Genomic DNA, 25,531 nt, shown 5'->3' with positions numbered 1-25,531 from the left:
AGGCCTCGTTCGAAACCCGGTCAGCGAAGGGCGCGGGTCCCGTACAGGGCCGTCGGCTGGTTGGTCATCAGTGCCCAGTACCGGTCGCCGTAGCTCCAGTGCCACCACTCCGTGCCGTAGTTGATCAATCCGGCGGTGGACAGGGCGTTGGCCAGCAGAGCCCGGTTCGTGCGGGCCTGGGGGCTGATCGAGGCGGCGTCGGTGTAGCAGGCGCCTTCGCTCTCTTCGGGGCTGACGTTCACGCGCGTGCCCATGTCGAGCTCGGTGCCGTCGGCGTCGACGAGGGTGAGGTCGACGGCGGCGCCGGCGCTGTGCGGGGCGATCTCCGGCGGGGACACGTACCGGCTGGCGGCCTTGTGGACCTGATTGTCGGGCCAGGCCGGGTTGGCCGCGCGGAGCTCGTCCGCGTACTCCTCGAAGTAGCGCCGTTGCAGGTCGGGCGTGCGGTAGCCCTCGACGTAGAGCAGGCGTAGCCCGTCGGGCAGGAGCGACTGGGCGTGGACGAGTCGGTCGAGGACGCCGCGGCGCAGATGGGCGTACGAGCCGTCCGTGTCGGCTCTGCGGTCGTCGACCAGCAGGGTTCCGCGGACGTCGACGAGCGGCTCGCCGCAGTCGGTGACAGGGATGGCCGCCACGCGGGGGTCGGACATCAGGATGATCGGACCGGGCGCGAGGGTGATGTGCATCCAGGGCGCGGCGTTCTCGCGGTAGGAGTGGCCGAGGGGCTCGATGTCGCTCTGGTCGGTGAGGCTGAAGCCGGTCACCATGACCATGGTGGAGCCGTCGGCCACGGACACCAGATGGGTGCCGCAGTCGGGGCAGAAGCCGCGGTGGAGGGTCGCGTAGGTCGAGTACCACTTCGGCTCGCCGCCGGGCCCGGTCCAGGTCAGGGAGTCCCGAGGGAAGCCCACCCATAGCACCGCGGGCCCACCGGAGATCCGCGTTTCATGGATACATGAGCACAGATGCGGATCATCCGGGATTCCGGTGACTTGGTAGGAAATCTGCTCGCACTGGCAGTGCCCCGTTCGAACCTGCGCCGGTGCATCCGATGTGGCTCCTGCGGCTGGCAGGGGCCGAACGCGCACGGGTTGTGTGCCGAGGGCGGGTGATGCGTTGGTCATGCGAGTCCTCGCTTCGAGACGGGCTGGGGAGGGCTACAAGGTGGTGAGGTTGGTGGCGTCCGGCAGTTCGGTGACGGACTGTCGCGCGGCACGGGGGATCCCGAGCCCCGCTCTGGCCTGGTGGACGGCGGCGAGCTGGTCGACCGCCGGGGGTCCCCAGTCGAAGAGCTCCAGGGCCTGCTCGGGTGTGGCCAGGACCCGGATGTGGGTGCGGCCGGTGGCCGGGTCGACGGGTGGCGGGCCAAGACGGGTGAGGGGCGCGGCGTAGCGGAGGCGGGCGTACGGCTTGTCGGGGTCGGAGAGGTGCCCGAGGAACAGCGGTTCACCGAACTCGGCCGCGGATTCCTCGAGTACCTCCCGGTGCAGTGTGTCGAGCGGGTTGTCGCGATCCTGGGGTTCGGGGGTGCCGCCGGGCAGGCAGGCCGCGCCGGTGTCCGGTTCCAGAAGCACCAAAGCGCGGCCGTCGGGTCCGAGAAGCCAGCCCCAGGCCTGGACCACCTGGAGGTGCTCGGGGGCGAGGCCGGTGTGGAAGGGGAGGTGGTGCCGGGCGCGGGCGGTACGAAGGGCGCCGGCCCGGTCCAGGACGGTGGGGGCGATCGGGACGCCGTCTTCCAGCAGGGTGGGGCCGGCGGAGTTGATGCGGGCGCGCAGGGCGGACAGGGCCCGACGGGCACCGCCGGGGGACATCAGGTCGGGCAGACGGGCGGGTTCGACGAACTCGACGGACGTGATCTCGCGGTCGGGCACCTGGATGGCGGCGATCTGCGCGTCGTTCCACGTACCGCCGTCGTAGACGTGCAGGATCTCGCCGGGGAAGCGCATGTCGGCGGGCGCGTTGAGGCTGTCGGCGCTGACCCAGTCCACGGCGAGCCCGCGGTCGACGGCCATGGTGACGCCGAGCTCCTCGCGCAGTTCCCGCGCGGCGCCCTGGGCCGGGGACTCGTTCGCGTCGACGGCGCCGCCCGGCAGGAGGCAGGTCGTGCGGTAGTCGACGCGTTGGATCAGGACCCGGCCGCGCTCGTCGGTGATCAGCACGGACGTCCCGGCCCACAGGGCGGCCGAGGCGCGTAAGGCCCCGTACTCCTCATCGGTCATCGACGTGCTGGGCGGCGCGTCAGGGGAGGGCGTGGTGGTCATCTCGTCTCCGATCGTGCGGGCGGGACCATGCGGACGGTGGGCCGGTCAGGCGACGAGCTGGTGCGGATCGCCCGGCGCGGGGCCGAGGGAGAGCCGGGTGAAGTACTCGGTGCTGATGATCTCGTTGCGTTCCGATTCGGGCAGACGGGCGAGAAGACCGGGCAGGGGCCGCGCGCGGGCTACCTCACTGCGGTGGGCGCTGATGGCGGACCACTTCACCGCGGCCCACAGCGAGACGTCGACGCTCGTGGTCACGTACGCGTCCGGCACCGCGAGGAGCGTCTTGCCCACGCTCTCAAGAAGCGGGCCGAGCCGGCCCACACCGGATTCCGAGTGCGTGGCCGCGTACAGCGCGGCAGCCTGCCAGGGCTCCCCAGCGTCGGGATACAGGTACGGCAGGCCGGCGGCCTCGACGGCAAGGAGGGTGATCTGGTGGGCGCGCCGGTGGTCCGGGTGACCCGTGAGCTGGCCCAGGGCGTCGTGGCCGACCACGATGTCTGGCCGGACCTCGCGGATGTGTGCGACCAGGCGGCCGACGGCTTCGTCGAGGGGCGCATCGACGAGGCGTACGGCGCCGCCGGGCGTTGAGGCGGGGTTGCGAGCATCGGCGTAGCCGAGCAGCCGCGGTGAGCCGGCCCCAAGAACTGCGAGGGCGTCCGCGAGCTCGGGGGCGCGGTGGCTCGTCGGCGCCCAGGTGGCGGTGACGACAGAGGTGCGGGCACCGGCGGCGTGGTGCTGTGCGAGCACACCGCCGGCCAGCAGACTCTCGTCGTCGGGATGGGCGAACACCCCCATCAGCGAGGGCAAGGACGGCTGGTTCATGGCGAAGAGGACTCCTCGAAGTGGCGGACGGGGTAAAGAGGTCAGATGATCGGCGGCCGCCCGGCGGCGGTGAGCCGGTAGACGGTGCGCCAGCTCATCGGACGCCGCCGCTGCGTACGCCGGGACGTCCACCCTTCGCGCATGCCGCGCAGCGTCTGGCCCAGCCCGCCGCCGCGCACGGCCCGGGCCAGGGTGATCGTGGTCCACACGCTCAGGTAGACGGGGATGAGCGGGGCGGGGAGGTTGCGGTAGGCGATCCAGATCCTGTTGCGGGCGGCGAGCCGGTGGTACAGCGCATGACGGGCGGGTTCGGTGAGGGGGTGGTGCATGCGGATCGACGCGGCGTACCAGCCGCTCCAGCCCGCCTCGTACAGCCGCCAGGCCAGGTCGAACCCTTCGTGATACAGGAATAGTTGATCTTCCCACCCGCCTACCGCGTCGAAGGCGTCGCGCCGGATCAGGACGACGCCTTCGCTCATCGAGGCGACCTTCCCCGGCCGCCCCGGGGTCGAGGCGCGCAGCCGGGGGACCCAGCGGCGTGGCGTGGTCACATCGTCCGGGCCGGTCAGCCGGGGCTGCACCCAGGCGGCTTGTGAGTGCCGCTCGGCCTCGGCGACGAGTCGGGCCAGGACGTCGGGGCGGGGGAAACTGGCGTCGTTGTCGAGGAAGTAGAGCCAGTCGGCCAGATCGCCCGCGTCGCGCAGCGCGGCGGCGCCGGCGTTGCGGCCGCCGGGGATACCAATGTTCTCGGGCAGGGACACGGCGAGTGCACCGGGTGGCACGACCTCGGGCTTGCAGCCGTTTCCGACTACCACCACCCGCACGTCGACGCCGCTCTGGGCAAGAAGTGTCGCCTGCGCGGCTGTTTCCTCGGCAGAGCGGTCGTTCATGGTCAGCACGACGACGTCGACGTGTGGGCGGGGCATGGGTTCCTCCAGGCCGTCGGGGCAGGTCAGGGCGTGGGGACGGGGATGCCGGTGAGGTGCTCGGCCCGGCGGGCGACGAGCGGGGCGAGATGAGGGTGGACGCCCCGGGAGCACGCTTGGAGGAGCTGCCCGAGGGCGATGAGCTCCCCGGTCCGGCCGGCGTCCGTACCGAGGACGTGGGCGAACTCGCGCCGGATCCGGGCGGCGGTCGCCGGTGCGGCCAGCGAGTACGCGTGAAGGAGACCCAGGTCGAAGCCGACGGGGAGGCGGCCCCAGTTTTCCCAGTCGAGCAGGACCAGAGGCGCGCGGGTGAGGTTCGCCCAGTGCAGATCGGCGTGCCCTGTCGTCGTCTCGCGGATTCGCACGGGGCCGATGCCGAGGAAGCGGTCGAAGTTCCGGTCGACCCAGTTCTGCCGTACCGATTCCCGGTCGGTGGGCACCATCGCGAGCGCGCCGAGCGCGAACTTCAGTTCCGACCACCACGAGTCGGGCAGAGCGATGTCCTGGTCGAGAGCGGGAGTGCCGCTGGTGACCGGCGGGACGGACACGTACTCGGTGAGCTCCGCCCGGTAGGCGACGTCCGGCGCGGTCCAGTCGAGGACGCCGCGAAGCCGCGGTCTGGGTACCGACCGGGGCACGTGCGTGTCCGCGGTCGCCGTCCCCTCCCACAGTCGTCCGCCCGCCTTGTCCGCCTTGGCGGAGACGATGCGCAGCCAGCAGTCCCCGGCGCGGCGTCCCAGAGTGCGGCCCTGCCACCCCCACACCTCCGGCCCCGACGCGGACACCTGGAGCTGTTTCGCGGCGGCCGCGTGCGCGCGCCGCATCCGGTCCCGCTCCTCGCGCTCCGCCGGAGCGACGAACACCGCCTCCCGCACGGCCCGTTCCACCGTCATACCCCCTCAGCCACGATGTCGGCCTCAGGTCGCTCAACGGGCCCGGGCAGCACAACGTCACGCCCCGGCCACCGGAACACCAGACGGCAGTGCTCCCTTTCCAGGACATCACCGGCGGGCAGCGCACCGTCGGGCGTGCCAGCCGGGTGGACCGTCAGGACGGGATCGGCGTGCCGGTCGTTGTCGTCGGCGCGAATGTGGCGGTCCCAGGCCCGGACCGCGGCCGCCAGCCGCTCGGCGAGCTCGGGTCCCTGCTCGCCGAAGGCGTGGACAATCCACTCCCACTCCTTGTCCTGCGGGCTGTCGCCGCCCTTGGTCTGGACGTGGATCAGGTAGGCGAGCGAGGCCTCGCCGGTGATCGCGGGGGCGTCGCGGTCCTTCGCGATGCCGGTCACGGCCCCATCCGGATCCTGGTGGGCGGCCAGCCGGCAGAAGCCCGACAGGGTTGTGGCCGCGTACAGCTGCAGGGAGCCGAAGTAGGCGTTCGCTCCCATGGTCACGCCGGTGGCGATCTCGTGCCGCGGCCCGCGCAGCGCCTCCTCCAGACCCGTCGTATCGGCGGCGGTGCCGTGCTCGAAGCGCAGCGTCAGCCCGCCGTCGAGGAGAGAAACGACCGGGATGGTGCGGGCCTGCTGCCCCTGGTCGCGGACGAAACCGCAGTATGTGAAGTGACGGGCGTGCAGCACCTGGCCGCGCCGTTCAAAGGTGACCGCCCGGGTGTAGCCGCCCACTTCCAGCGGCAGGACCAGGCGGCCGCCCTCGGCCAGCTGCTCCCGCCAGGCCGGGGCGACGTCCAAGCAGTTGTAGGTGATCATGCTGGCGTCGAAGCCGCCGCGCGGCACGAGGTGCCCGGGTGCGCCGAGGGCGGCGTCGGCTTCGACGGCGGAGACGCGGCCGCTGCCGGCCTCCGTGAGGAACCGGCGGGTGCGGCGCACGACCCACGTGTCGATGTCGACGGTGACGACGCGCCCGTCGGGTCCGGTGACGTGGGCGATCAGCTCGGCGTTGTAGCCGCCGGATCCCGCCTCGAACACGACCGCGCCCGGCTTCAGGCCCAGGTGCTCGATCATGTCGGCCTGGAGCCAGGCCGCGGATACCGAGCTGATCGCCGTCCCGGTCTCGTCGCGTCGGGTGATGACGGCCCGGTCGCCGCCGTCGTACGCGGCCAGGAGGTTCGCCTCAGGGGCGAAGCGGTGCCGGGGCACGGTCCGCAGCGCCTCCCGGACGCGCTCCGAGGGTGCCCAGCCTCCGTCGATGACCATCTGGGTCATCGCGGATCGCAGCCTGGCGGCCTCGGCCGGTTCCCCCGGCACGGGCGGCTGGTCGGCGGCGATGGGGTAGGCGGTCGCCGGCGGCAGGCCGGTAAGGATGCCGGGCCACACGGCGTCGATCGCGAGAGCGGCCGGGGTGAACACGTCCCCGACGCAGGCGAGGGCGTGGAGGTCGTAGAACTCCCAGCGGTCGAACAGCTTCGGTTCCGGGTTGGCCAGAGTGCCCGTCCAGGTGGTGATGCGGACGACGGCGGTGAGCCGCGGGACCCCGTGGCTGTCGTCGACCAGCATCGTCACCACGTGCGCGTCGGCGGGATCGGCGACCAGCCCGGTCTCCTCGGCGAGTTCGCGCACCGAGGCGGCGGCGAAGTCCTCCGGGCCGGTGGTCTTGCCACCGGGCAGTTCGAGCATGCCGCGCCGGGAGCGGCCCAGCAGGACCCGGCCCGCGTCGTCGGTGACGACGGCGAGGGCGCCGGTCAGAGCGTGGCCGGTGGTCGGCCGCTTCTCGACGGTCCGGGTGTCGAGGTGGCATGGCCCGCGCAGGACCAGGAAGGTCAGACCGTCCGCGTCTAGCCGCTCCACTGTTTCCCATCCTGCACAGAGCAGCGTGATCTCGTCCTCGTCCAGGGCGATCCCGCGCCGCTCTTCCGGCGTGTTCTCGACGGTCGGGGTGATGACGACGAGTGCGCCGCCGTCGCGCAGCCGCTCGCCCAGCCCGTGAACGATCCGGCCGCGGTCCGTCACGAACGGGTACACCAGCCGCAGCGTGATCAGGTCGTACCCCTCATCGTGCAGGGGGGCCGGGTCGTCGCGCTCGATGTCCAGCTGCAACCAGCGCACGTTCCCGATGTCGGCGTGCTCCTCGCGGGCCCGGGCGATCGCGCTGTCGGCGAAGTCGACGGCGTCCACGGTGTAGCCGACGCCGGCCAGGTGGGCGGCCAGCTCCCCGGTCCCGCAGCCCACATCAAGGGCTCGGCCTCCGCCCTCGGGGACCGGGGTGTGCTCGGTAAGGAGTTGCTGTTCGCGCCTACCGAGCTGCCGCCACCCCTTCCCCTCTCCGTAGTGCTGCTCCCATTCGTCGCGGGCTGTGTACGTCAACGTGCTGCTCCTCGTGGTGGGCGGGGTGGGGGTCAGGGACGCTGCGCGGTGCGCAACCGGGCCAGGGTGCGGTGGCCGCGTTCCACCAGCTCGGGGTCGCTGTGGGCGGCGCCGTAGGAGATGCCGGACACTGCATCCAGGACGGACAGGACCGTGAGCTGGTCTTCCTCCTCTGCGGTGAAGGGGCGGCCGTAGCCTTCCATCACGGCTTGGAGGAGGTCGGGGCGGCCGTGCCACGCGTCGGACAGCCGCACGAAGTCCCGTACGGCCGGCCCGTCTTCCGACCGCTCGAAATCGATCACGTACAGGGCCTCGGCGGATCCGTCCCAGCGCAGATTGCGCAGCTGGAAGTCGCCGTGCGTGGGCACCACGTCCACCCCTGGCAAATGGGCGGCCTTCTCGGCCATGGTGCGGATGAACTCCTCGTCCCCGGGAGCGAGATGGGGCCGGGCTCCGTCCAGGTGCCGCTCCAGCTTCCCCAGCGGCAGCATGCCGCCGGCCGGCCGGGCCGGGGCGCTGGTGTGGATGGCCGCCGCGAGCTGCCCGATGCTGCGGAAGATCCGGCGCTGCTGCTCGGGCGGGTACGTGGCGCCGTGCAGGGACCGGCCGCCCACCGCGGTGAGCACGATGGCCCGCAGCTCCGCATCGGCGGCCACCAGCCGGGGCGCAGCCGCGCCGAGCCGGGCGACCCAGCCGCGGAGCGCGGCGACTTCGCGCTGGTGGAAGCGGTCGTTCTGGTGGATCTTGACGTACCAGGTGCCGCCGTCGGCGCCGTCCGCCCGCCACACGCGGCTCTCCGCACGCGTCCAGGAGACATCGCTCCAGGTCGCGATCCGGCCCACCGCCTGTTCGGCGAAGGCGCGCACCGCATCGTCCGGGACCGCGCAAGGGCTGCCGGGGTCGGGGACCAGGATCAACCGGTCGGCGGCCGGGTCGTAGGCGATCGGGTCGCCGGGCTTCTGGAAGTGCACGGCCATCCGCGCGCCGGCCCGGTAGGCGTCCAGCCCAGCCCGGCAGTACGCCACCATCGGCTCCGGCAGCGCGTCGAACGTGAACCACCCCATCGCGTCGCACACCTGCTTCTCCATGACCCGCGGAGTGCCGTGCCAGCGCCGGACCTCGAAGAAGAAACCGACCCTCTCCTGCCCGCCCGGTGACCGATGGTTCACCGTGACCGCCGCACGGACGTCGGCTGGTTCCACGACCAGTCCGGTCTCCTCCAGCGTCTCGCGCACGACGCCAGCGACGACGCTTTCCTGCTCCAGGTGGCCTGACGGCGCGTGCCACAGACCGGGGGCGTACACGTCGCCGGCCCTGCGGGACAGCAGCACTTCCGGGCCCCTTTCTCCGTCGCGGACGGCCAGCAGGTGCACGTCCACCGGCACGGTGTGCCGCCCGCCGCTCACGCCTGGCCTCCGGGACGTCGGGCCAGCAGCACGGTGAACACCGCGTCCTCGACGAGGCCGCCGCGCTCGCTGTGCCGCTCCAGCAGCTCCAGGGCTTCGGCTTCGAAGCGGTCGTGACGGCCGCCGAAGAGGTCCGGGCGGGCGAAACTCGTGCTGCGCAGGTAGCCGAGAACCTGGGTTGGCGTCCAGCCACGGCGGACAGAGAATCGGCGCTCGGTGACCTGGCTGAACGGCGATGCGACGAGGTCGTCCTCGTACCGCTGGCCCGGTCCGGCATACACGCCGCCGGTGCCCGCGCGGCGCTCCTCGCCCAGGTAGGACTGGATCAGCTGCTTGAGCGCTGCCGTCCAGTCCGACCGGTAGGTCCACAGGCTGCCGTCCCCCATGAACGCCACCGTGGCCTCGGGAGCGGTGACACGGTCGGCCATCTTCAGGACGGCGGCCCGGTCCATCCAGTGGAAGGACCGCGCGCAGGTGATCAGGTCCGCCCGGTAGCTGTCGGACGGGGGCGTGAAGTCCTCGGCCGCCACCGGGTGGAAGCCGGCCGGGCAGCCGCCCAGCAGGGGTTCGAGAGTGGCGGCGGCCTGGCGGAGCATGTCCTGGTCCGGGTCGACCAGGTCCACGCGATCAATCCGGGGAACGGCCGGGAGCAGAGCGGCGGGCACCTGGCCCGTGCCGGAGCCGAGGTCGAGGAGGGCCGGGCAGTCGGCATCCCGCATCGTGTCAGCGAGGAGCGAGACGGCCTCCGGCGGGATGCCGGGGCGGTGGCGGGCGTAGTCCGCCGCCGTCGACGTGAACAGCCCCTTGAGCTCGTTGTGCGGTGGGGTGGTCATGCGTCCTCCAGCAGTTCCCGCAGCGCAGCGGCGCCGGCCTGCAGCTGTGCCTCGTCCTGGCGTCCGTTGTCGAGGACGTCCCAGGGCAGCGGCCCGCCCGGCGCCGGGTCGGTGTCACCGGCGTATCGGGGGCAGATGTGGCTGTGCAGATGGGGTACGACGTTGCCGAGCGTGGAGAAGTTCAGCTTGATCGGTTCGTAGAAGGCCGTCAGGGCTCTGCCGAGCGTGAGGGTGTCGCGCCAGTAGGCGGCGGCGTCGGCTTCGGACAGGTCGGTGGGCTCGGCCACATGCGGGGCACCGCGGTGGATGAGCACGCAGTAGCGGCGCAGCCGTCCGCTTCGCCACAGGTAGGCGTTGGCCACTTCACCGCGGCGGAGCAGGAGGCCCCAGCCGATGTCGTCCGCGGAGTAGTCGTTCGCGCACATGGGACATCCGTCGCCGGCGCGGTGGCGGAGGAAGGTCTCGGGCCAGCCGGACGGCACGGCGGGGCTGACGGCTTGGGGGTGAAGAGGGTCCAGTGGCTGGGGCACCCGTAACTCCTTGTTCTTGTGCGGCTGGTGCGGTGGGGCACGGTCTGTCAGAGGTAGCCGTGCTGGTAGGCGAAGGCACGTCCGGCAGCGTCGACGAGGGTGGCCTCGGGGCGGCGCCTGAGCCGGCTGACCACCCCCGTCCGGCAGATGGGGTCCGGGGGGTGCAGCATGACGGCGATCCGAGGAGGTGCGGTCATGGCGTCTGCCGGGGCACGGCGGCGAGCGGAGGAAGCGTCCAGGCGAGGGCCTTCGGGCCCGCGCTGGAGGTGACGTGCTGGGCCCCGGTGCTGTCGCGGAGGTCGACCCGGTACCGCTCGGGCCGTCCGGCCTGCTCCCAGCGAGCGTAGAGATCCTCGAGTTCGGCCCACACATCACGCGGCCCATGGACTCGGACGGTGCCGTCGCCCGGGCCGGCCACGGCCCAGGAGTCGTCCTCGGGCGCGACGATCGTCATCGTCTCGGCCTGGAAGTCCCGGACCAGACCGGGGGCGAGGTAGGCGGCGGCGAGCCAGAATCCGTAGGCGTCGTCCGGCGGCGGCGCGAGCCGCGTGGACCGTGCCGTGCCAGGGTCGTCCTTGATGCGGGCGCGGTGGTCCAGGGCGTTGAGCCACCGGTAGCCGAGCAAGGGCCGGTAGCCGCGTGGCCGGCCCCTCAGGACCGCCTCGACCGTGCCGGCCGCGGTGCGGGTGACGAGGAGTTGTCCCGGCCAGCTCGGCGTACGGGTCGCGAGCGTGGTGAGCAGCCGGCCGCCCGGTGCGAGTTGCTCCACCCACGGCGCCGGGACACACGGCACGCCGATGCCGGAGTGGATCCGGTCGTAGGGCGCCCGTGCGTCGTGCCCTTCGAGCGCGTCACCCTCGATCACCACCGCGCCGACGCCAAGGTGGTCCAGGTTCCGCTGGGCGAAGGCCGCCATGGGGCCGTCCCGCTCCACGCCGGTGGCGAGTCCGGGGCCGGTGATGGCGGCGGCGAGTGCAAGGGAGACGCCGGGGCCCGGACCGAGCTCGAGATACCGCTGCCCGGAACCGAGTTCCATGGCTTGGAGAGCTTCGACCGTGGCGGGGGTGTAGGTGGACATGGATGTCATGTGTCCGCCGGTCACCGGCCCGCGAGGGAGAGCGTTAAGGGGTTCGCCGTCGCGCTGGAGCAGGATCGACTCGTCGCTGTGGATCAGCTCGAGCCACTCCTGACGGTCGTCGGGGTGGGAGCCGTCGAGGAAGCGCCAGTCGATCGGGTCCGCGCCAGGGCCGCTGACCCGGACGTACGCGTGCGGGAGCAGGATCTCGCGTGGCAGTGCGAGCAGAGCCTCTCGCACGGGACCGCGACCGAGCTCTCCGCTCTCCTCGAGCCGGGCGACCATCGCCGCCCGGGCCGCCGCAGTCTCGGAGGTGTCGGCGGCGGACTGCGGCGGAAGGAGGGGCGCGGCGGGCCCGGTGTTGTCGGTCAGCACGGGGCACTCCAGGGGATCGGGTGGTGCGGCAGCGGGAGTCGCCGCCGAGTTCGGCACCTCGTTCACGAGGCATCGCCTCCGAGTGAGCGGTCGTGCTGCCCGTCGTCCGTGCACGCTGCAGTCGGCACGGTGTGAGGGGCGGTCCGGGCTGCGGGAGGCGACGGCAGGGTGGTGGCGGGCGGGTCCGGCATCTGCCGCAGCGCGCGGATCGGGGAGCGGGCGAGGACGACGAGCGGGACCAGCAGCAGGAGGGTTCCGGCGGTCAGGGCGGGCCGGACACCGAGCCATGTGCCCAGTGCGCCGGCGAGGAGCGCGGCCACGGGCCGGGCGCCGGACGTCAGCCAGGTGCTCACCGCCTGCATCCGCGCCTGCATCCCGGCCGTGGTCACGATCTGGCGGATGGATCGCTGAGTGGTGCCAGCGGCACCAGCGCAGGCGAGCTGCAGGAACAGCGCCGCCCCGATCGTGATCTGCCAGGCACGGCCGGGGGAGGCGAGCAGCAGCGGGAGCTGGGTCAGCGGGGTGATCGCGAGCGCGGCCAGCATCATCGGCCCCGGCCCGTACCGGCGGGCCAACGCTGGTGCGGTGAGCGCCCCGGCGGCCGCGCCCAGCGCGCCGAGGCCCAGCACCACCCCGAACGCGGTCGCGCTCATCGCCAGGGACCTCAACAAGTAGAGCGCCCAGAGGGTGTTGAGCAGCCCGAGCGCGAACGACGTCGTGGCGTTGACCAGGGTCAGAGTCCACAGCCGGTCATCGCCACGCACATATCGCAGGCCCTCCCCGATCTCAGCGCGCAGCCGGCGGGACTTCGTGCGTGCGCGGGTGGGCTCGGCGGTCTGGATGCGGGCGGTGCACACGGCGCTGATCAGGTAGGAGGCGACGTCCCCGAGCAGGGCCCGGGCGGGGCCGAGGAGCGCGGTCAGCGCGGCGCCGAGGTGGCTTCCGGCGGTCGCGGCGACGGCGAACAGCGCGCCGACCCGGCTGTTGCTCCGCTGGATCAAGGACCGTTCGACGAGGCTGGGCAGCAGGCTGATGGCCGCCGCGTCGTGGACCACGCTCGCCGCCCCCTGCACCACGGCGACGATCATGAGCTGCGTCAGGGTCAGGGTGCCCAGCGCGGCCGAGATCGGCACGGTGGCGAGTACCGCGGCGCTGACCAGGTCGCCGGTGATCATCTGCCGGCGCTTGGAGTGCCGGTCGGCGAGCGCGCCGGCGTGCAGGGCGAGCAGCGCGGGCGGGAGCTGTCCGAGGAACGCCAGCCAGGCGACCTGGGCGGTGGTCGCGTCCAGGTGGAGCACGGCCAGCACCGGAAGCGCCATCTGCGTGACCGAGTTGCCGGCCACGCTCGCGGCCTGGCCGGTCAGGTACCGGCGGAAGTCCCGGTGCCGCCACAGCGAAGCGCCGACGGCGGAGGGTGTCTCAGCGCAGGGCGGCACCGGGCACCTCCCTCGGCGCCGCCAGGAGCCCCCGCCGCACGTACGTCGCCTCGGCGTGGGCCCGCCGGCCGGGTCCGCTACCGGCGGGTGTGCTCACCGGGCTCACCAGCCCAGCTGAGAGTAGGGGCGGCCTTCGGAGATCGCGGTGATGGCCGTGCGGGTGTAGGAGACGATCGGGTCCGGCAGCTCGTCCCGCGGCCACCACTGCCAGGTCAGGCACTTGTCGGTCTCGCGCACCTCGGGGGTGCCCTTCCACCGGCGAGCTCGGAAAACGAGCTGCATCAGGGGCAGGCTGCCCGGGGTGTCGACGACGTGGACGACGTGGACGAGCTCCACGTCGTCGGGTTCGATGACCAGCCCTGCTTCCTCCCACGCCTCGCGGACCAGGCAGGAGAGTGCGGATTCCTGCTCGCAGCGCCCGGCGAGGTAGTGCCAGGTGTCGCCCGCGTATTTCGAGTCGGGGTGACGCAGGCCGAGCAGCACTCGGCCTTCGGTGTCTTCGAGGTGGAGGTGGACTCCGACGCCGTTCAGTACGGTCCGGCTGCCCCCGTCCCACACGGGCGGAGCCGCGGCCGGCTTGTTGTCCGGGGGGTTCTCGGCCGCGTGCCGGCGAATCAGGTCCCGGGTGGCGGGGCTCAGGCGCAGCGGGTCCAGTTCGTCGGGCGTGAACCAGCGCAGCAGCACACCCTCGCGTAGTCGGAGGCGGTCGGGGTTGCCGCGCCACCGGCCGGCGAAGACTTGGACCGGGACGCTGAGCCCGTCGATGCTGGTCGCGGCCTCCACGGCGTAGGGCTTCACGTCCTCGAGGCGGAGGTCGGGCACCTCCTCGGACAGCTCCCGCAGCAGGGTGTCCTCAAGGCTCTGGTCGTCGTGCGTGCGGCCGCCGCCGAGAAGGGCGAACGCGCCCGATTCCCAGATGATGCCGGGCTTGTGGTCGCGCAGATGAAGCAGGTACCGGCCGGCCCCGTCGTGGATCAGCGCGGAGGCGTTCACCGGCTCTGGCCTGCCGTCCAGGCCCGCCGTGAGGAGCTTCGCGCGCAGCGTCGGCGAGGTGACCTCCGGCTGCGGGAGCCACTGGGCGCCGGACACCTCCTCGTCCTGCAGCGCAATTGTTGGCGGCTCCTCGCCGGCGAGGTAGAAGACGTAGCGGAAGTCGTAGTGGCGGTGGGCCGGTTCCCCCTTGGAGGGGCTGGCGTCGATGTCGTGGACGTCGATGTCGATCGGGGAACCGAGCAGCTGCCGGGTCAGACACAGGGAGCCCGGTGGGATTCCGGCTTCCTCGGCCGCCTCGCGCAGCGCCGTGGCGAGCAGTGTGCGGTCCGAGGGCTCGATGTGGCCGCCGGGGGCGAGCATGAGACCGCCGGTGGCCCGGTGCCGGATGTGCAGGACCCGGCCCTGCCGGTCGATGACGACGGCGCTGCACGTGACGTGCCCGGGCAGCGCCGTCCGGGCGGTCGCGTCGACGGGCCGGTCCAGCGCGGCGAGGAGCTCGGCCAGGGCGTCACGCTCGCCAGGGTGCCGGCCGAGGTACGCCTCGACGGTCCTGCGGATCGCGGTGGAGCTGGGTGGCATGGGAGTCATCTCGCCTTCGATGTCAGGGGGTAGGCAGGCAGGGGAACAAGCGCCGGTCAGTCAGCTCGCCGTTCCGTAGCCGGGCGGCCTGGCGCCCTGGGGGCCGAGTACGCCGCCGGTCGACGGCGCGATTCCGTACTGAGGGGCGTCGGCAGTGAACTCGCCCCGGGACAGGCCGCGCTTACGGGAGATCAGGTCCTCGCGGGTCTTGTCGCCGCCTGGTTCGACTGGCGTCAATGTGTTCCCCTCTCGTGGACGTGGCGGTGGCGTCGCCGTGTTCAACGACGCCGCACGTTTTCGAGCACCTGTTCCTTTCGGACGCGTTGCGTGCCCTGTGATTCAGCGGAATTCCGAGGGTGCGCAGTGCATCGACCCTTGCCGCGCAAGGGCCTGCGGCTCGGGGGAGGTTGGCCGAAACGCCGACGTTCGGTCGCTGCGGCGGCCGGCTGTCAGCCAGCCCCCGTCGCTGGGGCTTCGCCCTGTTCGCCCGGGGTGGGCGGCAGGCTCAAGCGCAGCGTCATGACCGCGTGGTCGGTCAGCCCCGCTTCGCGGGCTTCCTGGTGGTAGTCGCAGGACAGGACGCGCTCGGCGTGGGGTGTGGAGACGAAGAGGTGGTCGAAGCGGAAGCCGTTGCCCGTGAGCCCGAACCAGGAGTGGGCGACCTCATCGGGGTGGAGGTGGCGGAAGGCGTCGGTGAGGCCGGCGGCCTGGAACGAGTCGTAGAAGTCGTACTCCCAGTTGCCGAACACCTTGTGCGGGGGCTGGTGGCCGCGCTCGATGACGTTGAGGTCTCCGGCCACGATGACGGGCATGTCCGGGAAGGCGGCGAGCAGCCGTGGCAGGCTCTCGGTGACCGCCTCCTGGAAGGCACGCTTGGCGACATTGCGCTGGTCCTTCGGGCCGCGGGAGGGCACGTACAGGCCCAGCACTCCGATGCCGTGGCCGCCGACGGTGACGCGGGCGGCCGGGGCGCGATGGGGTGTGACGGTGACCGGGCTGGGGACCGCCCGGACGTCGCCGGTACGGCAGGCGATGACCGTGCGGTAGTCCGGCGTGGACGGCTGGGGGGCGACCACGGTGGCGTACCCGCGCTCGGTGAGCGCGGCGACGAGGGCGTCGCCGCCCTGGGTGGAGGACACCTCGGTGAGGACGGCGATATCGGCGCCCTTCCGGCCGGCGATCCATTCGGCCTGGCGGCGCGAGCGTTCAGCAGAGGCGTGCTGGGCGTTGAACAGCAGCAGCCGCACGGCGTCGGTGGCCGGCTGGTGGACGGGCTCGTCGGTGGCGAGCAGGGACAGCTGCTCGGAGGCGGGGTTCATCGGCCGGTTTCCTTCTCGTCCAGGAAGACCTCGCTGTGCGCGTCCAGGGTCTTCTGGAGGCGGCCGAGGGTGTCGCGGACGAAGGCGAGTTCGTCGTCGGTCAGCGGGGTGCCGACGGCGGTCAGGTTCGCTTTGACCTGCTCGGGGCGGGTGAAGCCGACGAGGACGGCGGCGTTCTCGGCTCGCTGGAGGCACACCTGGAGCGCGACACGCGTCAGGGCGGCCGGGCTGTCGCCGAAGCGCTCCCGGAGCGGGCCGAGACCATCCTGGATGATCCGCAGTGCCTGTGGGGTGAACCACGACTTGCGCAGCCGGTGGTCGCCGGGCGTGAAGACGGGCGGGTGCTCGGGATCGTACTTGCCGGTGAGCAGGCCCTGGGCCAAGGGCTTGTTGATCAGCACGCTGGCGCCGAGGGAGGCGGCGAGGGCGAAGATGTCGGGCCGGCCGTCGGCGGGCGGCGGGGTCAGGGCGTTGTACCGGGCCGCGAGGTAGTCCGGGCGGATCTGCTCGGCGAGGTAGGCGAACCGGGCGTACTTGTCCTGGCGCTTCTCCTTGGCGACGGTGACCCGCTCGGTGGCGTGGCGGTGCGGGCCGCGCATCCCGACAGCCGTGACCAGGCCCTGGCGCTGGAAGTCGCGCATCTGGGCGACAGCCTCCTCCAGGTAGCGGTCGTCGGGCCCGAAGTCGGCGTTGTGGAAGAAGTAGATGTCCAGCCGGTCGGTGCGCAGGTTCTCCAGACTCGTCTCGAGCTGGCGGCGCATGGCCGCGGGCAGGTACGCGTGCCGGGCCGTGCCGCGGTGGTAGCCGACCTTGGAGGACAGCACCACGGTGTCGCGGGGGACCGTCGCGACGAAGTCGCCGATGATCCGCTCGGAGTGCCCGTGCCCATACACGTCGGCGGTGTCGATGAGGTTGGCGCCGAGCTCGTAGGCCTCCTCCAGGCCGCGGCGCGAGGCGGTGTCGTCGGCCGTGCCCCAGCCCATGGGCAGGCCGAGGTTGTCGTCGGAGCCGCCCACAGCCCAGGCACCGATCCCAATCGGGTGAACGGACAAGCCGCGGGTGAGCGTGCGGCGCGCGATGGAGGAGGGAGCACTCACAGGAAGTACCTCTTATTTCTCAATTAGTAGCAAACGCTGATGAATCGCTTCGGGGAGTGAGTATGGTGCCTCGGGTGACGACACAACCTCCCTTCACCGAACTTGACTTGAACGCGATCACGGAGCGGCGCTGGGTCGACCGCGGCGACTTCACCGACGCCGAGTTCGCCCGTGCCAGCGCCTTCTACGAGGAGATGCGCGTCCACGACGACCGCCTGGAGCAGGTGCGCGCCGACGCGGCCGCCATGATCAGCGAGTGGACCGGGCACAAGCCGCGCGATGTCGGCTCCTTCGGCACCCGCCTGAATCTGGAGACCTCGGACCTGGACCTGGGCATCGGCTACCCAGTCGAGGACCGTGACCGCCTGCGGGCGGCCCTCGCGCCGCACACGACGTTCCTGGGCGAGCGCAAGACCCGCTACTCCACCTCCCGGCTCGTCTTCTCCTTCACGCTGGACGGCATCGAGATCGACCTGAGCGCGCTCGAGGTCGAGGACTTCGCCGTCGCCTGCCGGATGCTCGACCAGATCGACGTGACCATGACCCCCGACGAGCGCATCGCGCACACCTGGGTCAAGCACCTGCTACGCAGCTCGGGCCGGACCGAGGAGTACGCGACCTGGAAGCTGACGACGTACGCCCGCTTCTGCCCGGAGTTCAACTGGGTACCGATCCCGGAGAAGACCGGCGGCGCGTGAGCGCGCGAGCCTGGGTGACCCGACACCGACGCGTCGGGTCACCCAGGCTCGGCGCCGGCTCAGTCCGCGCACGAATCCCCTGCGTTGATCAGCTTCCAGCCGGCCTCCGCCTCCCACCGGCTGTAGACCCGGTCCAGCGTGGCCGCGTGCTCTCCGGTGAGGTATGTCGTGACCTCGCGCACTGTGGACGCCATCAGCCCGCGCAGCCTCCCGGCCCGCTCCTCCAGCGCAGCCTCGATCCGCGAAGCGAGCACCTGCTCCTGCTCCGGTCGCTCCAGATCGTGCTGCTCGATCGCGGCGATCAAGTCGCCCAGAACCTGGTAAGCGGCGTCCTTCAGCACGACGCGGGCCTTCCGGACGGCATGCCGCGGTGCGTCGTCGAGGACCTTCTCCAGACTCTTGAAGGTGTAGTCGAGGGAGAAGTGGCGGTCCACCCAGCGCTGGGCCCAGTTGCTGGCCACACCGATGCGCCAGTCCAGGTACCGGCAGGCGACCCGGCCCATCAGCGGCTCTTCCGCCCCGGTGAGGCCCTCGGCGGCGGCCATCCGGGTGTAGGCGGCGCCGATGAGGGACTCCATGCTGACGAGCATGTAGCTGATCCCGGTGTGCAGCGCCCGGCCGGTGGTGTGCTCGGCGACCCACGCCTCGTCGCGGACTCCGCGCACGATGTCGGCAGCCGGCAGTCCGGGCTGCGGCCGCAGCAGCAGATCGGTGCGGCCCTGGAAGACGTGCGTCTCCTTCAGCTCCTCCAGCGTCATCAACGGGTCGAACGTGATGTAGGTGTAGCGGGTGGGCACGTCCAGCGCGGACAGGGTGCGGATCGCGACCGCGTTCTGCTCGGCGGTGTTCTCCTTGTTGAACCGGTCCAGGATGGAGTCCACGCCCGACTCCACGCCGAAGAGCATCCGGCGCAGCCCCAGGTCCATCAGCGTGCGCCACATGGCGACCCGCTCGATGTGCCAGGTCTCGTCCATGTCGGGGTGCGTGACCTGGTCGATGCGGCAGCTCGACTCCCAGCGGAAGCCCGCCCGGTGGAACGCGGCGGCCAGGGCCAGGATGCGGGGCACGACCTGTTCGCCGCGGCCGATGATCTCCTCGTCAACCAGGTACGCGGTCCGCGAGACCTGGGCGAACTCGTCGAAGACGCGGCGGATCCAGGCCAGGATCCAGCAGCCGGCCAGCGGGTCGGGGCCGTTCCAGATGCCCTTGTGCCCCCGCGGGCAGAAGGAGCAGGTGTTGGTGCAGCCCCGGCTCATCTCCAGCTGGGCCACCCCGTGCATCTGGAGGGTGAGGCGGAGCAGGTCGAGCTCGGGCAGGATGTCGGCGGCGGCGACGGCGGCGCGGAGCTTGGCCGTCCGGCGGGCGACGACGGCGAGTCCGCCGCCGCGCGGGGCGCCGTTGTAGCCGAGCCCGGGTATGTCGGTGAGGGGGATCTCACCGTGCCAGTAGGCCAGGAGGCCCTGCATGGTGGGCTCGCCGGCCGACCGCGCGATCAGGAGCTTCGGGTACTTCGCCAGGAGCAGGCCCTCGTTGCGGGCCACCAGACTGCCCCCAGCGATCACCAGAGGCGGCTCGGGTAACGCGTAGGCCGCGTCGAGGACTTCTTCGAGGAGGTCGTGCTGGCCGAAGGTGGCGCTGATGCCGAGGATGTCCGGGGGCACGGTGGTGACCTGCTTGAGGAGGTCCTCCAGGGTGGTGCCCAGCTGCATGTCGACCAGAGAGACGGTCCCGGTCATGGTGGCGCGCGCGGCTCGGGCCACGTCGCTGATGCCGAGCGGGAAGCGGGGCAGGGGAAAGTTCTCGGGGTGGTAGAGCGCCGCGAGCAGCACGTCGGGCTTGCTGAGGCGGTCCACCGCGCTCTCGTCGAGCACGGCGGCCGAGAGCCAGGAGTCCGGCTCGTCGATCAGGAGCCGGGAGCGGGTCCACTCCGGCCAGGCCCTGCCGGAGTGCGGCCGACCGGACAGGTCGGCCAGAGTCCACCAGCCGCCCCCGGTCTCCAGGAGCACCAGCCGCCGGTCGAGGGTGCCGGTGACGCGGACCCGCAGGGCGTGCTCGGCGTAGCGGTCCTCGATGAAGGTGCGAAGGTCGTTGGGGGTCAGGAGCAGGAGCTCCAGAGCCCCGATCTCCTGGGTATCGCCGGGGTCGATCGGCGGCGCCGAGGGGAAGGCGTGCTCCAGGACGTCGGCCAGCCGTACGGCCTGTTCCCGGACCGGGGAGTCGTTCATCAGGAGTGCCCTTCAGAGAGTGCCGGTCGTGGGCCGGTGCGCTCAGCTCCAGGTCGGGGGCTGCTTGTCGCGGCGGATCGGAGGGGCTGGCGTTCCGGCGCGTGCTTGTCGTTGCGGCTCCGTACCGGGCCGCAGCCCACGGCGAAGTCGCCGGGCGCGAGGGTGGCGCCGCCCGCATTGGTCAGCGGGTGGCTGCCGGATGGCGTCGTGGTGACCGGGCAGGCCGGGTGCTTGAACACCGCGGTTGGTGTGACGGCCATGGGCAAGGTCCTTCAGGGCAGGGCCCACCAGCCCCCGGGGCATCAGGAGATCCCCAGGGGGTGGGCGGGAGCTTTGGGGTATACGGGTCAGGTGGTGCGGGCCTGGCAGTAGGCGGCCAGGTCGCCCGGGGTCGACAGGATCCGTTCCGGTACGGCGGCGGCGAGGTCCTCGCGGCTCGCGTATCCGTAGGCGACGGCGATCGCCGTCAGACCGGCGGCGTGGGCGTGGAGGACATCGCTGCCGGTATCGCCGACGTACGCGGTGGCTCCGTGCCGGGTGCACAGGAGACGGAGCTTGTCGGTCTTGCTGCCCGGCTCGTCTCGGGAGAGCAGTACGCGGGGCATCACCTCGGCCGACAGGTCACGGGCGAGCAGGCCGTGAACGGTGGTGTGATGGCTTCCGGTGACCACCGCGTACCCGGGCCCGGCGGCCAGTTCGGCCAGCGGGCCGACCATCTCCCCGATGACGCCGTGCGGCTCGTCGGCGGCAGACCGGGCAGTCAGCTCGGCGTGCCGCTTCCAGAACCGCTCGGCGGTCTCGAAGTCGATCCAGCGGGTCAGCGAGGCGCTCAGCACCCCCTGGTACACGACAGGAAGGTCCTCCGGGCCGACCAGGTCGGGCAGCTTGTCCAGCGCCATCTCCTGTCGGGCGTCCTGGTAGCAGCGCCAGGCCCGGGCACGGGAGTCGTGCAGGACTCCGTCGAAGTCGAAGGCCAGCATCAGCCCACCCCGCTCAGAGCCACCACGGGCACGCCGCACCAGCCCAGCAGCCCGGGGCGGGGCAGCAGCCGGGCAAGCTCCACCAGTGCCTCCCCGGCGCGGGGCCAGGTCGACGGTGCGCCCAGCGGGGCGAGCAGCAGTGTGTTCCCCTCCCGGACCGGATGGAAGATGCCGCCTCCGGTCCACTGCGTGACGGCTGTCAGCGTCAACTCCGTTTCCTCGCCCGTCGGGCCGCGACCGAGTTCGGCGGCGGGGGCTCCGCCGAAGGGCAGCCTCGGCTCCACCAGCGCGCCGGGCTGCTGCGCCCACCGGTGGACGACACCCGGTGCGGCCGCCTCACGGTCGGCCACCGTGTCGGTCAGCATGTGCTGGACGACGGCGGCCGCCCGGGACATGCCGCGTTGAAGCCGGTACGCCTCCACGGCGGTCTCGGTCGCGCGCTGGGCGTTGTAGGTGCGCGGGAGCTGGCCGCCGCGGGCCGTGCCGTAGCACAGCAGCGCGACCGCGAGCGTCGAGGTCCAGAACTGGTGGCCACCGGGCAGGCGCCGGGCGAGGCTCTGGGTGACGGCTTCCAGGCCGCCGCCGAACGCGACGGCGAGAGCCGCCAGGTCGAGCAGCGGGGTGAGCAGCTCGTTGTCGCGGCGGTAGGGGTGAGCGAGGTGGCCGGTCTTGCGCAGGCGTCCGCCGTGGTCAAGGAACCACTTCTCGGCCTCGCACCGGTTGTCGGGCAGCGCCGGGGCGAGGACGGCCAGCAGACGGTGCATCAGCGCGGCGGATGCTTCCTCGTGCGCTCCGGTCAGGGCCTGGGCCACCGTGCGTACGACGGTGGGGATCGGGCCGCCGGGCCGGGCGAGTTCCACCGGGAGCTGCTGGGCGCGGGCGAGAACGTAGTCCACCGCCTCTTCCAGCAGGTGCGGTGCCGGCTCCGGGCCCAGTGCAGCCGTGGGGACGAGGTCCTCGCTGACCACGAGCGAGGGGGCCACGGCGAGCGTGGCCGGAGGAAGGGGACTGCTCAGTGCGGTGGCTGCGGCGCGACCAGCGTCGCCGAAGATCCCCGGCGGCACCCACCCGGCGACCGCGTGCCGGATGCCGCCGGAGGTGCGCAGCCGGATGGCGGCCCGGGCCGGCGAGCGGCGCCGGACACCCGGCCACGGGATCAAGGCGGAGTTCTCCCGCCCGGGCACGAGGCCGTCCACAACCGGCGCCCCCTCCGCGCTCGGCCAGTCGGCTTCGGCCGTCAGGTAGGCGGAAAGGGCGTCGGGCTCCAGTCGGCGGGTGGACTGCCATTCCTCGCGCGGCAGCACGGTGACCGCGATCCCCGCCTGGCGCAGTCCCTCCACGTCTGCGGCATCGAAGACCGGCACCAGCACCTCGGTCCCTGCCGCTCCCGGTACCTCTCGGGCGAGAGCCAGCAGCGTCCGGCCGGTCAGCGGCGGGTCGTCCACCAGCAGCACCCGCCGGTCGCCGACCTCGGGCTTCTCACCGGCCCGCATGCTCGCCACCCGCACATCCACGCCTGCGGCCTCCAGGGAGGCGACGACCAGCGGTGCCAGGTACGCCCCGCCGGTCCGCACACCCGCCACGAGGACCGGGCCGAACCAGTCCCGGCTCTCCAACCACCTCCGGGCAAGGCCGACCGCGTCCTGCCACTCCACACCCTGGACGGCCAGGGACGCCGGCATCCGCACGAACGACTCGTCCCTCGCCAACCGGTTGGGGATGCGATCGCATTCGGGCGCGATGAGGGTGTCCTCGCCAGCAGCGAGCCGTCGGCCCGCGCGCAAGGTCATGTCCCGCAGGACCCTCGCTCCCGGCAGACCGGTGTCGCAAGAGCGGATCCACAGGGCGGCCAGCGACTCGTAGCAGCGCAGGGCCGGCATGGGCTGCCCCGCCCGGGACGCGAGGTCCCGGGCGAGGTGGCCGATCGTCAGCGGCGGGATGGCCGATGGCGCGTTCATGCGGTGGCCTCGCGGCGGGCCACGGCGTGCACCAGGCGGCCCAGCTCCCTGTACGGGCTGCGGCTGGAGGCCGCCCACTCCGTCTCGAGCGCCTCCTGGTACTCCTCCTCGGTGGGCTTCCAGTCGTTGCGGTGGTCGTGGAAGATCCGCACGCCCTGCCACGGCAGCGGCGTGAGCCCGTTCGCGCGGGCGAGGTCGTCCAGGTGCTCGGGGGTATCACCGCGGGTGGTGATGCCGAGGTTGCCCACGCTGGCGGCCTGCCCGCTCTCGATCTGCGCACGGGCCGCCGCGTAGTCGCCGGACAGGGCCTCGCGCACGCCCACGGCCAGTTGGTTCTTCGTCAGCACGCTGAGGACGCCGCCGACGGCGACGAGACGGGCGAGGTGGGCGAGCGGGGCATCGGAGTCGGGCAGGTACATCACGACGCCGTGGCAGACCACCGCGTCGAACGCGCCGTCCTCGAACTGCAGGTCGTAGACGTCGCCCTCGGCCAGCGTCACCCGCTCGGCGATCTCCGGGTCGGCGGCGACCCGGTCGGCCGCGGAGGTGAGCATGCCGGACGACTTCTCCACGCCGGTCACGTGGTGTCCGGCGGCCGCGAGGCGCAGCACCATCTCCCCGTCGCCGCAGCCGACGTCCAGCACGCGGGCGCGGCGCTCGCCGAGCTCGGCGAGGACCCGGCGCGCGGTGATGTCGTGGCGCAGCCGGCCGCGGCCGCCGCTGGAGTACGCGGCGTAGCCGGTACCGACGGTCGCGAAGTCGGAGGAGGGCGTTGTGGTCATGGGGTGAACTCCTTCTTGAGGGTGGGCCAGTGTTCGACGAGAAAGCGGAACGAGGGGTAACGGCCGCCGGTGGACAAGGCTTCGCCGGCCGCTCCAGAGGGAGTGAAGGCGCCCGCGCGCAGCGCCTGGCGGACACGGACCAGGCTCGGGATCCGGGCGGCTAGCTGCGGCACCCGGGCCCGGGCGTCGGCGGCCGGAAGCCAGGCCGTCAGCTGTTGAGGGCGCATCTCCTCCCACACCACGACGTCCGCGAGGCCGTCGCCTAGGCGTACGGCGAGGAAGTGCGGCACCGCGGTCGTCCCGGGGGAGGCGCCGCGATGGCCGAGCGTGGTGACGGTGCCGGGGTAGTCGGTGCGCAGGGCGGTGAGGTGATGGGCGAACACGGCGCCGAGGTCGCACGTCAGGCAGCCGCACACCGACCGGGTGCCGGTGAGGTCGGCGAGGGTGAAGATCCGCTCAGCCACGTCCGCCGCCGGCAGCCGGGCCGTAGAGGCGGTAGTAGTCGTCGACGATGCCCGCCTCGGCAAGGATCAGGTTGGTCGCCGCGACGTTGTGGCCGGGCCGCAGCCGTGCATCGGCGCGGGCCAGGGCCACCGCGCCGACCGCGAGCCCGGCCAGGACCAGGTCGACGTAACGGTTGGACAGGGACTCGGCGTAGTGGAAGTTGATCGGCATGCCGTGCCCGAGGACGACGATCTCAGGGCCGTCGGCGAGCTGGTAGCCGGTGCCGAGCACGCCCCGGTCGGTGACCTGGGTGCTGCCGGCGCGCAGTTCGTCGAGGTCGAACTCGAAGTTCCGGCTGGTGGTGCTGACCAGGAACGACCGGTCAGGCAGGAGCCGGGCCTCGCGCGCGCCGAAGCTGCGGCTGCCGACGCAGCCGACGACCAACCGCGGCCGGTGCGTGCGCACCAGCTGGTCCAGCGACCGGCCGGTGAGGAACCCCTCCTCGTGCGCGGCGACCAGGCGGGTGATGTCGGAGTCGAACACCGCGACCCGCATGCGCCGCATCTCCAGGACGCGGGCGACCTCGTGTCCGATACGGCCGAAGCCGAGCACGAGCGCGGCCTGGCCCTCGAGCTTCTCGTCCGGCAGCAGCCGCAGCGTATTGCGGACGGCCGCATCCGCGATCCCGTACGACTCGATCATGCCCTTCATGTCGCTCTCGGCGACGCTGAACAGCGGCAGCGGCAGCTCGAGCCCCTCCACCTTGCGGATGCCGGAGGTGGTCTGCTCCACCAGCCCGGTGAAATGACCCGCCTGCTCCGGCAGTTCGCGAAGGACGGTGGGCATCACGTAGCCTCCGTCGTCCATGACCACGCTTTGCTTGCCCGCGGCGGCGACCCGTTCGATGTGGTCCTCGATCCCCTCGCGCAGGTCCCGGTAGCGCCACACCGCGATGCCGTGCCGCTGCACCAAGTGCGCGTCCACGCGGTGGGTGTGCGCGTAGGGGTACTCCTTGTCGATCACGGTCATGTGCGCCGGATCCACGCCGAGGGCGAGGAGGCTGTCGACCAGGACGAGGAAGTCCCGCATGTGGTGGATGGTCAGCAGCACCCCGGTGCTGGCCAGCGGCTTGTCTGGCCACCGGTCGGCCAGTCGGCTCGTCAGCGGCAGTTCGGCCACGGCAGCGGCGACCTCGGTGTCGGTGAACGGCAGATGCCGCGCGGCGGCGAAGAACGCCTCGGCCTCGGCCGGGCTGCCCTGCTCGAAGGTCGTGACGAGCCGGTGGGTGTTCGCGGCGGCCGCGGCCGGGTCCGCCGGGGCAGCCAGCGTCAGCCGGCCGCGACCACCGCCGACGAGCACGCACCGCCACGACGCCGTCGCCTCGTCCCAATCCATGCTCTGCACGTCGGGGTTGACGGCGAGGCGGGTGGCGAGTTCACCGGCCAGATGGCTGGCCTCGTCCGGTGTGGCGATGATGTCGACCGCGTGGACGAGCGGCGGTTTCACGGATGCGGGCATCGATGCCCTCCT

At 72.2% G+C, this 25,531-nt stretch carries 23 protein-coding genes and 1 pseudogene; 1 reads left to right on the top strand and 23 read right to left on the bottom strand.

Annotated elements, in window-relative coordinates; all coding sequences use genetic code 11:
* Positions 1–20: 20 nt before the first annotated feature.
* The 17 genes and pseudogenes from ACIBEC_RS19720 to ACIBEC_RS19640 all read right to left on the bottom strand — a co-directional run bounded on the left by ACIBEC_RS19720 (position 21) and on the right by ACIBEC_RS19640 (position 16,914).
* The gene (locus ACIBEC_RS19720; protein ID WP_396288239.1) at positions 21–686 is read right to left on the bottom strand and encodes a M15 family metallopeptidase; all 666 of its coding nucleotides are present in this window, start codon (positions 684–686) and stop codon (positions 21–23) included.
* A 33-nt stretch (positions 687–719) separates the two neighbouring features.
* Positions 720–1,124: pseudogene (locus tag ACIBEC_RS19715) on the bottom strand (GFA family protein); the annotation flags it as partial.
* Positions 1,125–1,157: 33 nt separating this feature from the next.
* Positions 1,158–2,261, bottom strand: a complete 1,104-nt coding sequence (locus ACIBEC_RS19710; RefSeq protein WP_396288155.1) for an NUDIX hydrolase — start codon at positions 2,259–2,261, stop codon at positions 1,158–1,160.
* 45 nt (positions 2,262–2,306) lie between these two features.
* Positions 2,307–3,083 carry a PIG-L deacetylase family protein gene (locus ACIBEC_RS19705; protein WP_396288154.1) on the bottom strand — a complete coding sequence of 259 codons (777 nt, stop codon included), beginning with the start codon at positions 3,081–3,083 and terminating at the stop codon, positions 2,307–2,309.
* Between the two features lie 41 nt (positions 3,084–3,124).
* Positions 3,125–4,009, bottom strand: coding sequence for a glycosyltransferase family 2 protein (locus ACIBEC_RS19700; RefSeq protein ID WP_396288153.1), 885 nt, complete (start codon positions 4,007–4,009; stop codon positions 3,125–3,127).
* A gap of 26 nt (positions 4,010–4,035) precedes the next feature.
* The gene (locus ACIBEC_RS19695; protein WP_396288152.1) at positions 4,036–4,902 is read right to left on the bottom strand and encodes a hypothetical protein; all 867 of its coding nucleotides are present in this window, start codon (positions 4,900–4,902) and stop codon (positions 4,036–4,038) included.
* Complete coding sequence (gene fxlM / locus ACIBEC_RS19690) at positions 4,899–7,271, bottom strand: methyltransferase, FxLD system (protein ID WP_396288151.1); 2,373 nt, start codon at positions 7,269–7,271, stop codon at positions 4,899–4,901. The genes ACIBEC_RS19695 and fxlM overlap by 4 nt, the downstream gene beginning before the upstream one ends.
* 32 nt (positions 7,272–7,303) lie before the next feature.
* Positions 7,304–8,677, bottom strand: coding sequence for a phosphotransferase (locus ACIBEC_RS19685; RefSeq protein ID WP_396288150.1), 1,374 nt, complete (start codon positions 8,675–8,677; stop codon positions 7,304–7,306).
* Positions 8,674–9,510 carry a class I SAM-dependent methyltransferase gene (locus ACIBEC_RS19680; RefSeq protein WP_396288149.1) on the bottom strand — a complete coding sequence of 279 codons (837 nt, stop codon included), beginning with the start codon at positions 9,508–9,510 and terminating at the stop codon, positions 8,674–8,676. The genes ACIBEC_RS19685 and ACIBEC_RS19680 overlap by 4 nt, the downstream gene beginning before the upstream one ends.
* Positions 9,507–10,040 (bottom strand): HIT family protein, encoded by a 534-nt coding sequence (locus tag ACIBEC_RS19675; protein WP_396288148.1) that lies wholly within the window; start codon positions 10,038–10,040, stop codon positions 9,507–9,509. The genes ACIBEC_RS19680 and ACIBEC_RS19675 overlap by 4 nt, the downstream gene beginning before the upstream one ends.
* A gap of 47 nt (positions 10,041–10,087) precedes the next feature.
* A complete protein-coding gene (locus ACIBEC_RS19670; protein WP_396288147.1) occupies positions 10,088–10,237 on the bottom strand; it encodes a hypothetical protein in 150 nt (49 codons plus the stop codon).
* Positions 10,234–11,490, bottom strand: a complete 1,257-nt coding sequence (locus ACIBEC_RS19665) for a methyltransferase (protein WP_396288146.1) — start codon at positions 11,488–11,490, stop codon at positions 10,234–10,236. The genes ACIBEC_RS19670 and ACIBEC_RS19665 overlap by 4 nt, the downstream gene beginning before the upstream one ends.
* Before the next feature lie 62 nt (positions 11,491–11,552).
* The gene (locus ACIBEC_RS19660; RefSeq protein WP_396288145.1) at positions 11,553–12,926 is read right to left on the bottom strand and encodes an MFS transporter; all 1,374 of its coding nucleotides are present in this window, start codon (positions 12,924–12,926) and stop codon (positions 11,553–11,555) included.
* 102 nt (positions 12,927–13,028) lie between these two features.
* Positions 13,029–14,498, bottom strand: a complete 1,470-nt coding sequence (locus ACIBEC_RS19655) for an NUDIX hydrolase (protein WP_396288144.1) — start codon at positions 14,496–14,498, stop codon at positions 13,029–13,031.
* Positions 14,499–14,558: 60 nt separating this feature from the next.
* Positions 14,559–14,735 carry a hypothetical protein gene (locus tag ACIBEC_RS19650; protein WP_396288143.1) on the bottom strand — a complete coding sequence of 59 codons (177 nt, stop codon included), beginning with the start codon at positions 14,733–14,735 and terminating at the stop codon, positions 14,559–14,561.
* 212 nt (positions 14,736–14,947) lie between these two features.
* A complete protein-coding gene (locus tag ACIBEC_RS19645; RefSeq protein ID WP_396288142.1) occupies positions 14,948–15,817 on the bottom strand; it encodes an endonuclease in 870 nt (289 codons plus the stop codon).
* On the bottom strand, positions 15,814–16,914 hold the full coding sequence (locus ACIBEC_RS19640) for an aldo/keto reductase (RefSeq protein ID WP_396288141.1): 1,101 nt from the start codon (positions 16,912–16,914) through the stop codon (positions 15,814–15,816). The genes ACIBEC_RS19645 and ACIBEC_RS19640 overlap by 4 nt, the downstream gene beginning before the upstream one ends.
* Before the next feature lie 107 nt (positions 16,915–17,021).
* On the opposite strand from ACIBEC_RS19640, the gene ACIBEC_RS19635 reads away from it, so the two are divergent.
* Entirely contained in the window at positions 17,022–17,612 is a 591-nt protein-coding gene (locus ACIBEC_RS19635) for a hypothetical protein (RefSeq protein ID WP_396288140.1), read from the top strand.
* Between the two features lie 59 nt (positions 17,613–17,671).
* On the opposite strand, the gene ACIBEC_RS19630 is transcribed toward ACIBEC_RS19635, so the two are convergent.
* From ACIBEC_RS19630 to ACIBEC_RS19605, 6 genes are all read right to left on the bottom strand, one after another.
* Complete coding sequence (locus tag ACIBEC_RS19630) at positions 17,672–19,837, bottom strand: B12-binding domain-containing radical SAM protein (RefSeq protein ID WP_396288139.1); 2,166 nt, start codon at positions 19,835–19,837, stop codon at positions 17,672–17,674.
* 347 nt (positions 19,838–20,184) lie between these two features.
* Positions 20,185–20,817 carry an HAD family hydrolase gene (locus ACIBEC_RS19625; RefSeq protein ID WP_396288138.1) on the bottom strand — a complete coding sequence of 211 codons (633 nt, stop codon included), beginning with the start codon at positions 20,815–20,817 and terminating at the stop codon, positions 20,185–20,187.
* Positions 20,817–22,775 (bottom strand): hypothetical protein, encoded by a 1,959-nt coding sequence (locus ACIBEC_RS19620; protein WP_396288137.1) that lies wholly within the window; start codon positions 22,773–22,775, stop codon positions 20,817–20,819. Before ACIBEC_RS19620 ends, ACIBEC_RS19625 begins: the two co-directional genes overlap by 1 nt.
* Positions 22,772–23,557: a class I SAM-dependent methyltransferase gene (locus ACIBEC_RS19615; RefSeq protein ID WP_396288136.1), complete on the bottom strand. Its 786-nt coding sequence runs from the start codon at positions 23,555–23,557 to the stop codon at positions 22,772–22,774. The genes ACIBEC_RS19620 and ACIBEC_RS19615 overlap by 4 nt, the downstream gene beginning before the upstream one ends.
* Positions 23,554–24,021 (bottom strand): hypothetical protein, encoded by a 468-nt coding sequence (locus tag ACIBEC_RS19610; RefSeq protein WP_396288135.1) that lies wholly within the window; start codon positions 24,019–24,021, stop codon positions 23,554–23,556. Before ACIBEC_RS19610 ends, ACIBEC_RS19615 begins: the two co-directional genes overlap by 4 nt.
* Positions 24,014–25,519 carry an NAD(P)-dependent oxidoreductase gene (locus ACIBEC_RS19605; protein WP_396288134.1) on the bottom strand — a complete coding sequence of 502 codons (1,506 nt, stop codon included), beginning with the start codon at positions 25,517–25,519 and terminating at the stop codon, positions 24,014–24,016. Before ACIBEC_RS19605 ends, ACIBEC_RS19610 begins: the two co-directional genes overlap by 8 nt.
* Between the last annotated feature and the right edge of the window lie 12 nt (positions 25,520–25,531).

The sequence above is a fragment of the Kitasatospora sp. NPDC051164 genome (genome assembly GCF_044455625.1).
Lineage (GTDB): Bacteria > Actinomycetota > Actinomycetes > Streptomycetales > Streptomycetaceae > Kitasatospora.
This window is presented reverse-complemented; position numbering and strand designations above follow the sequence as displayed.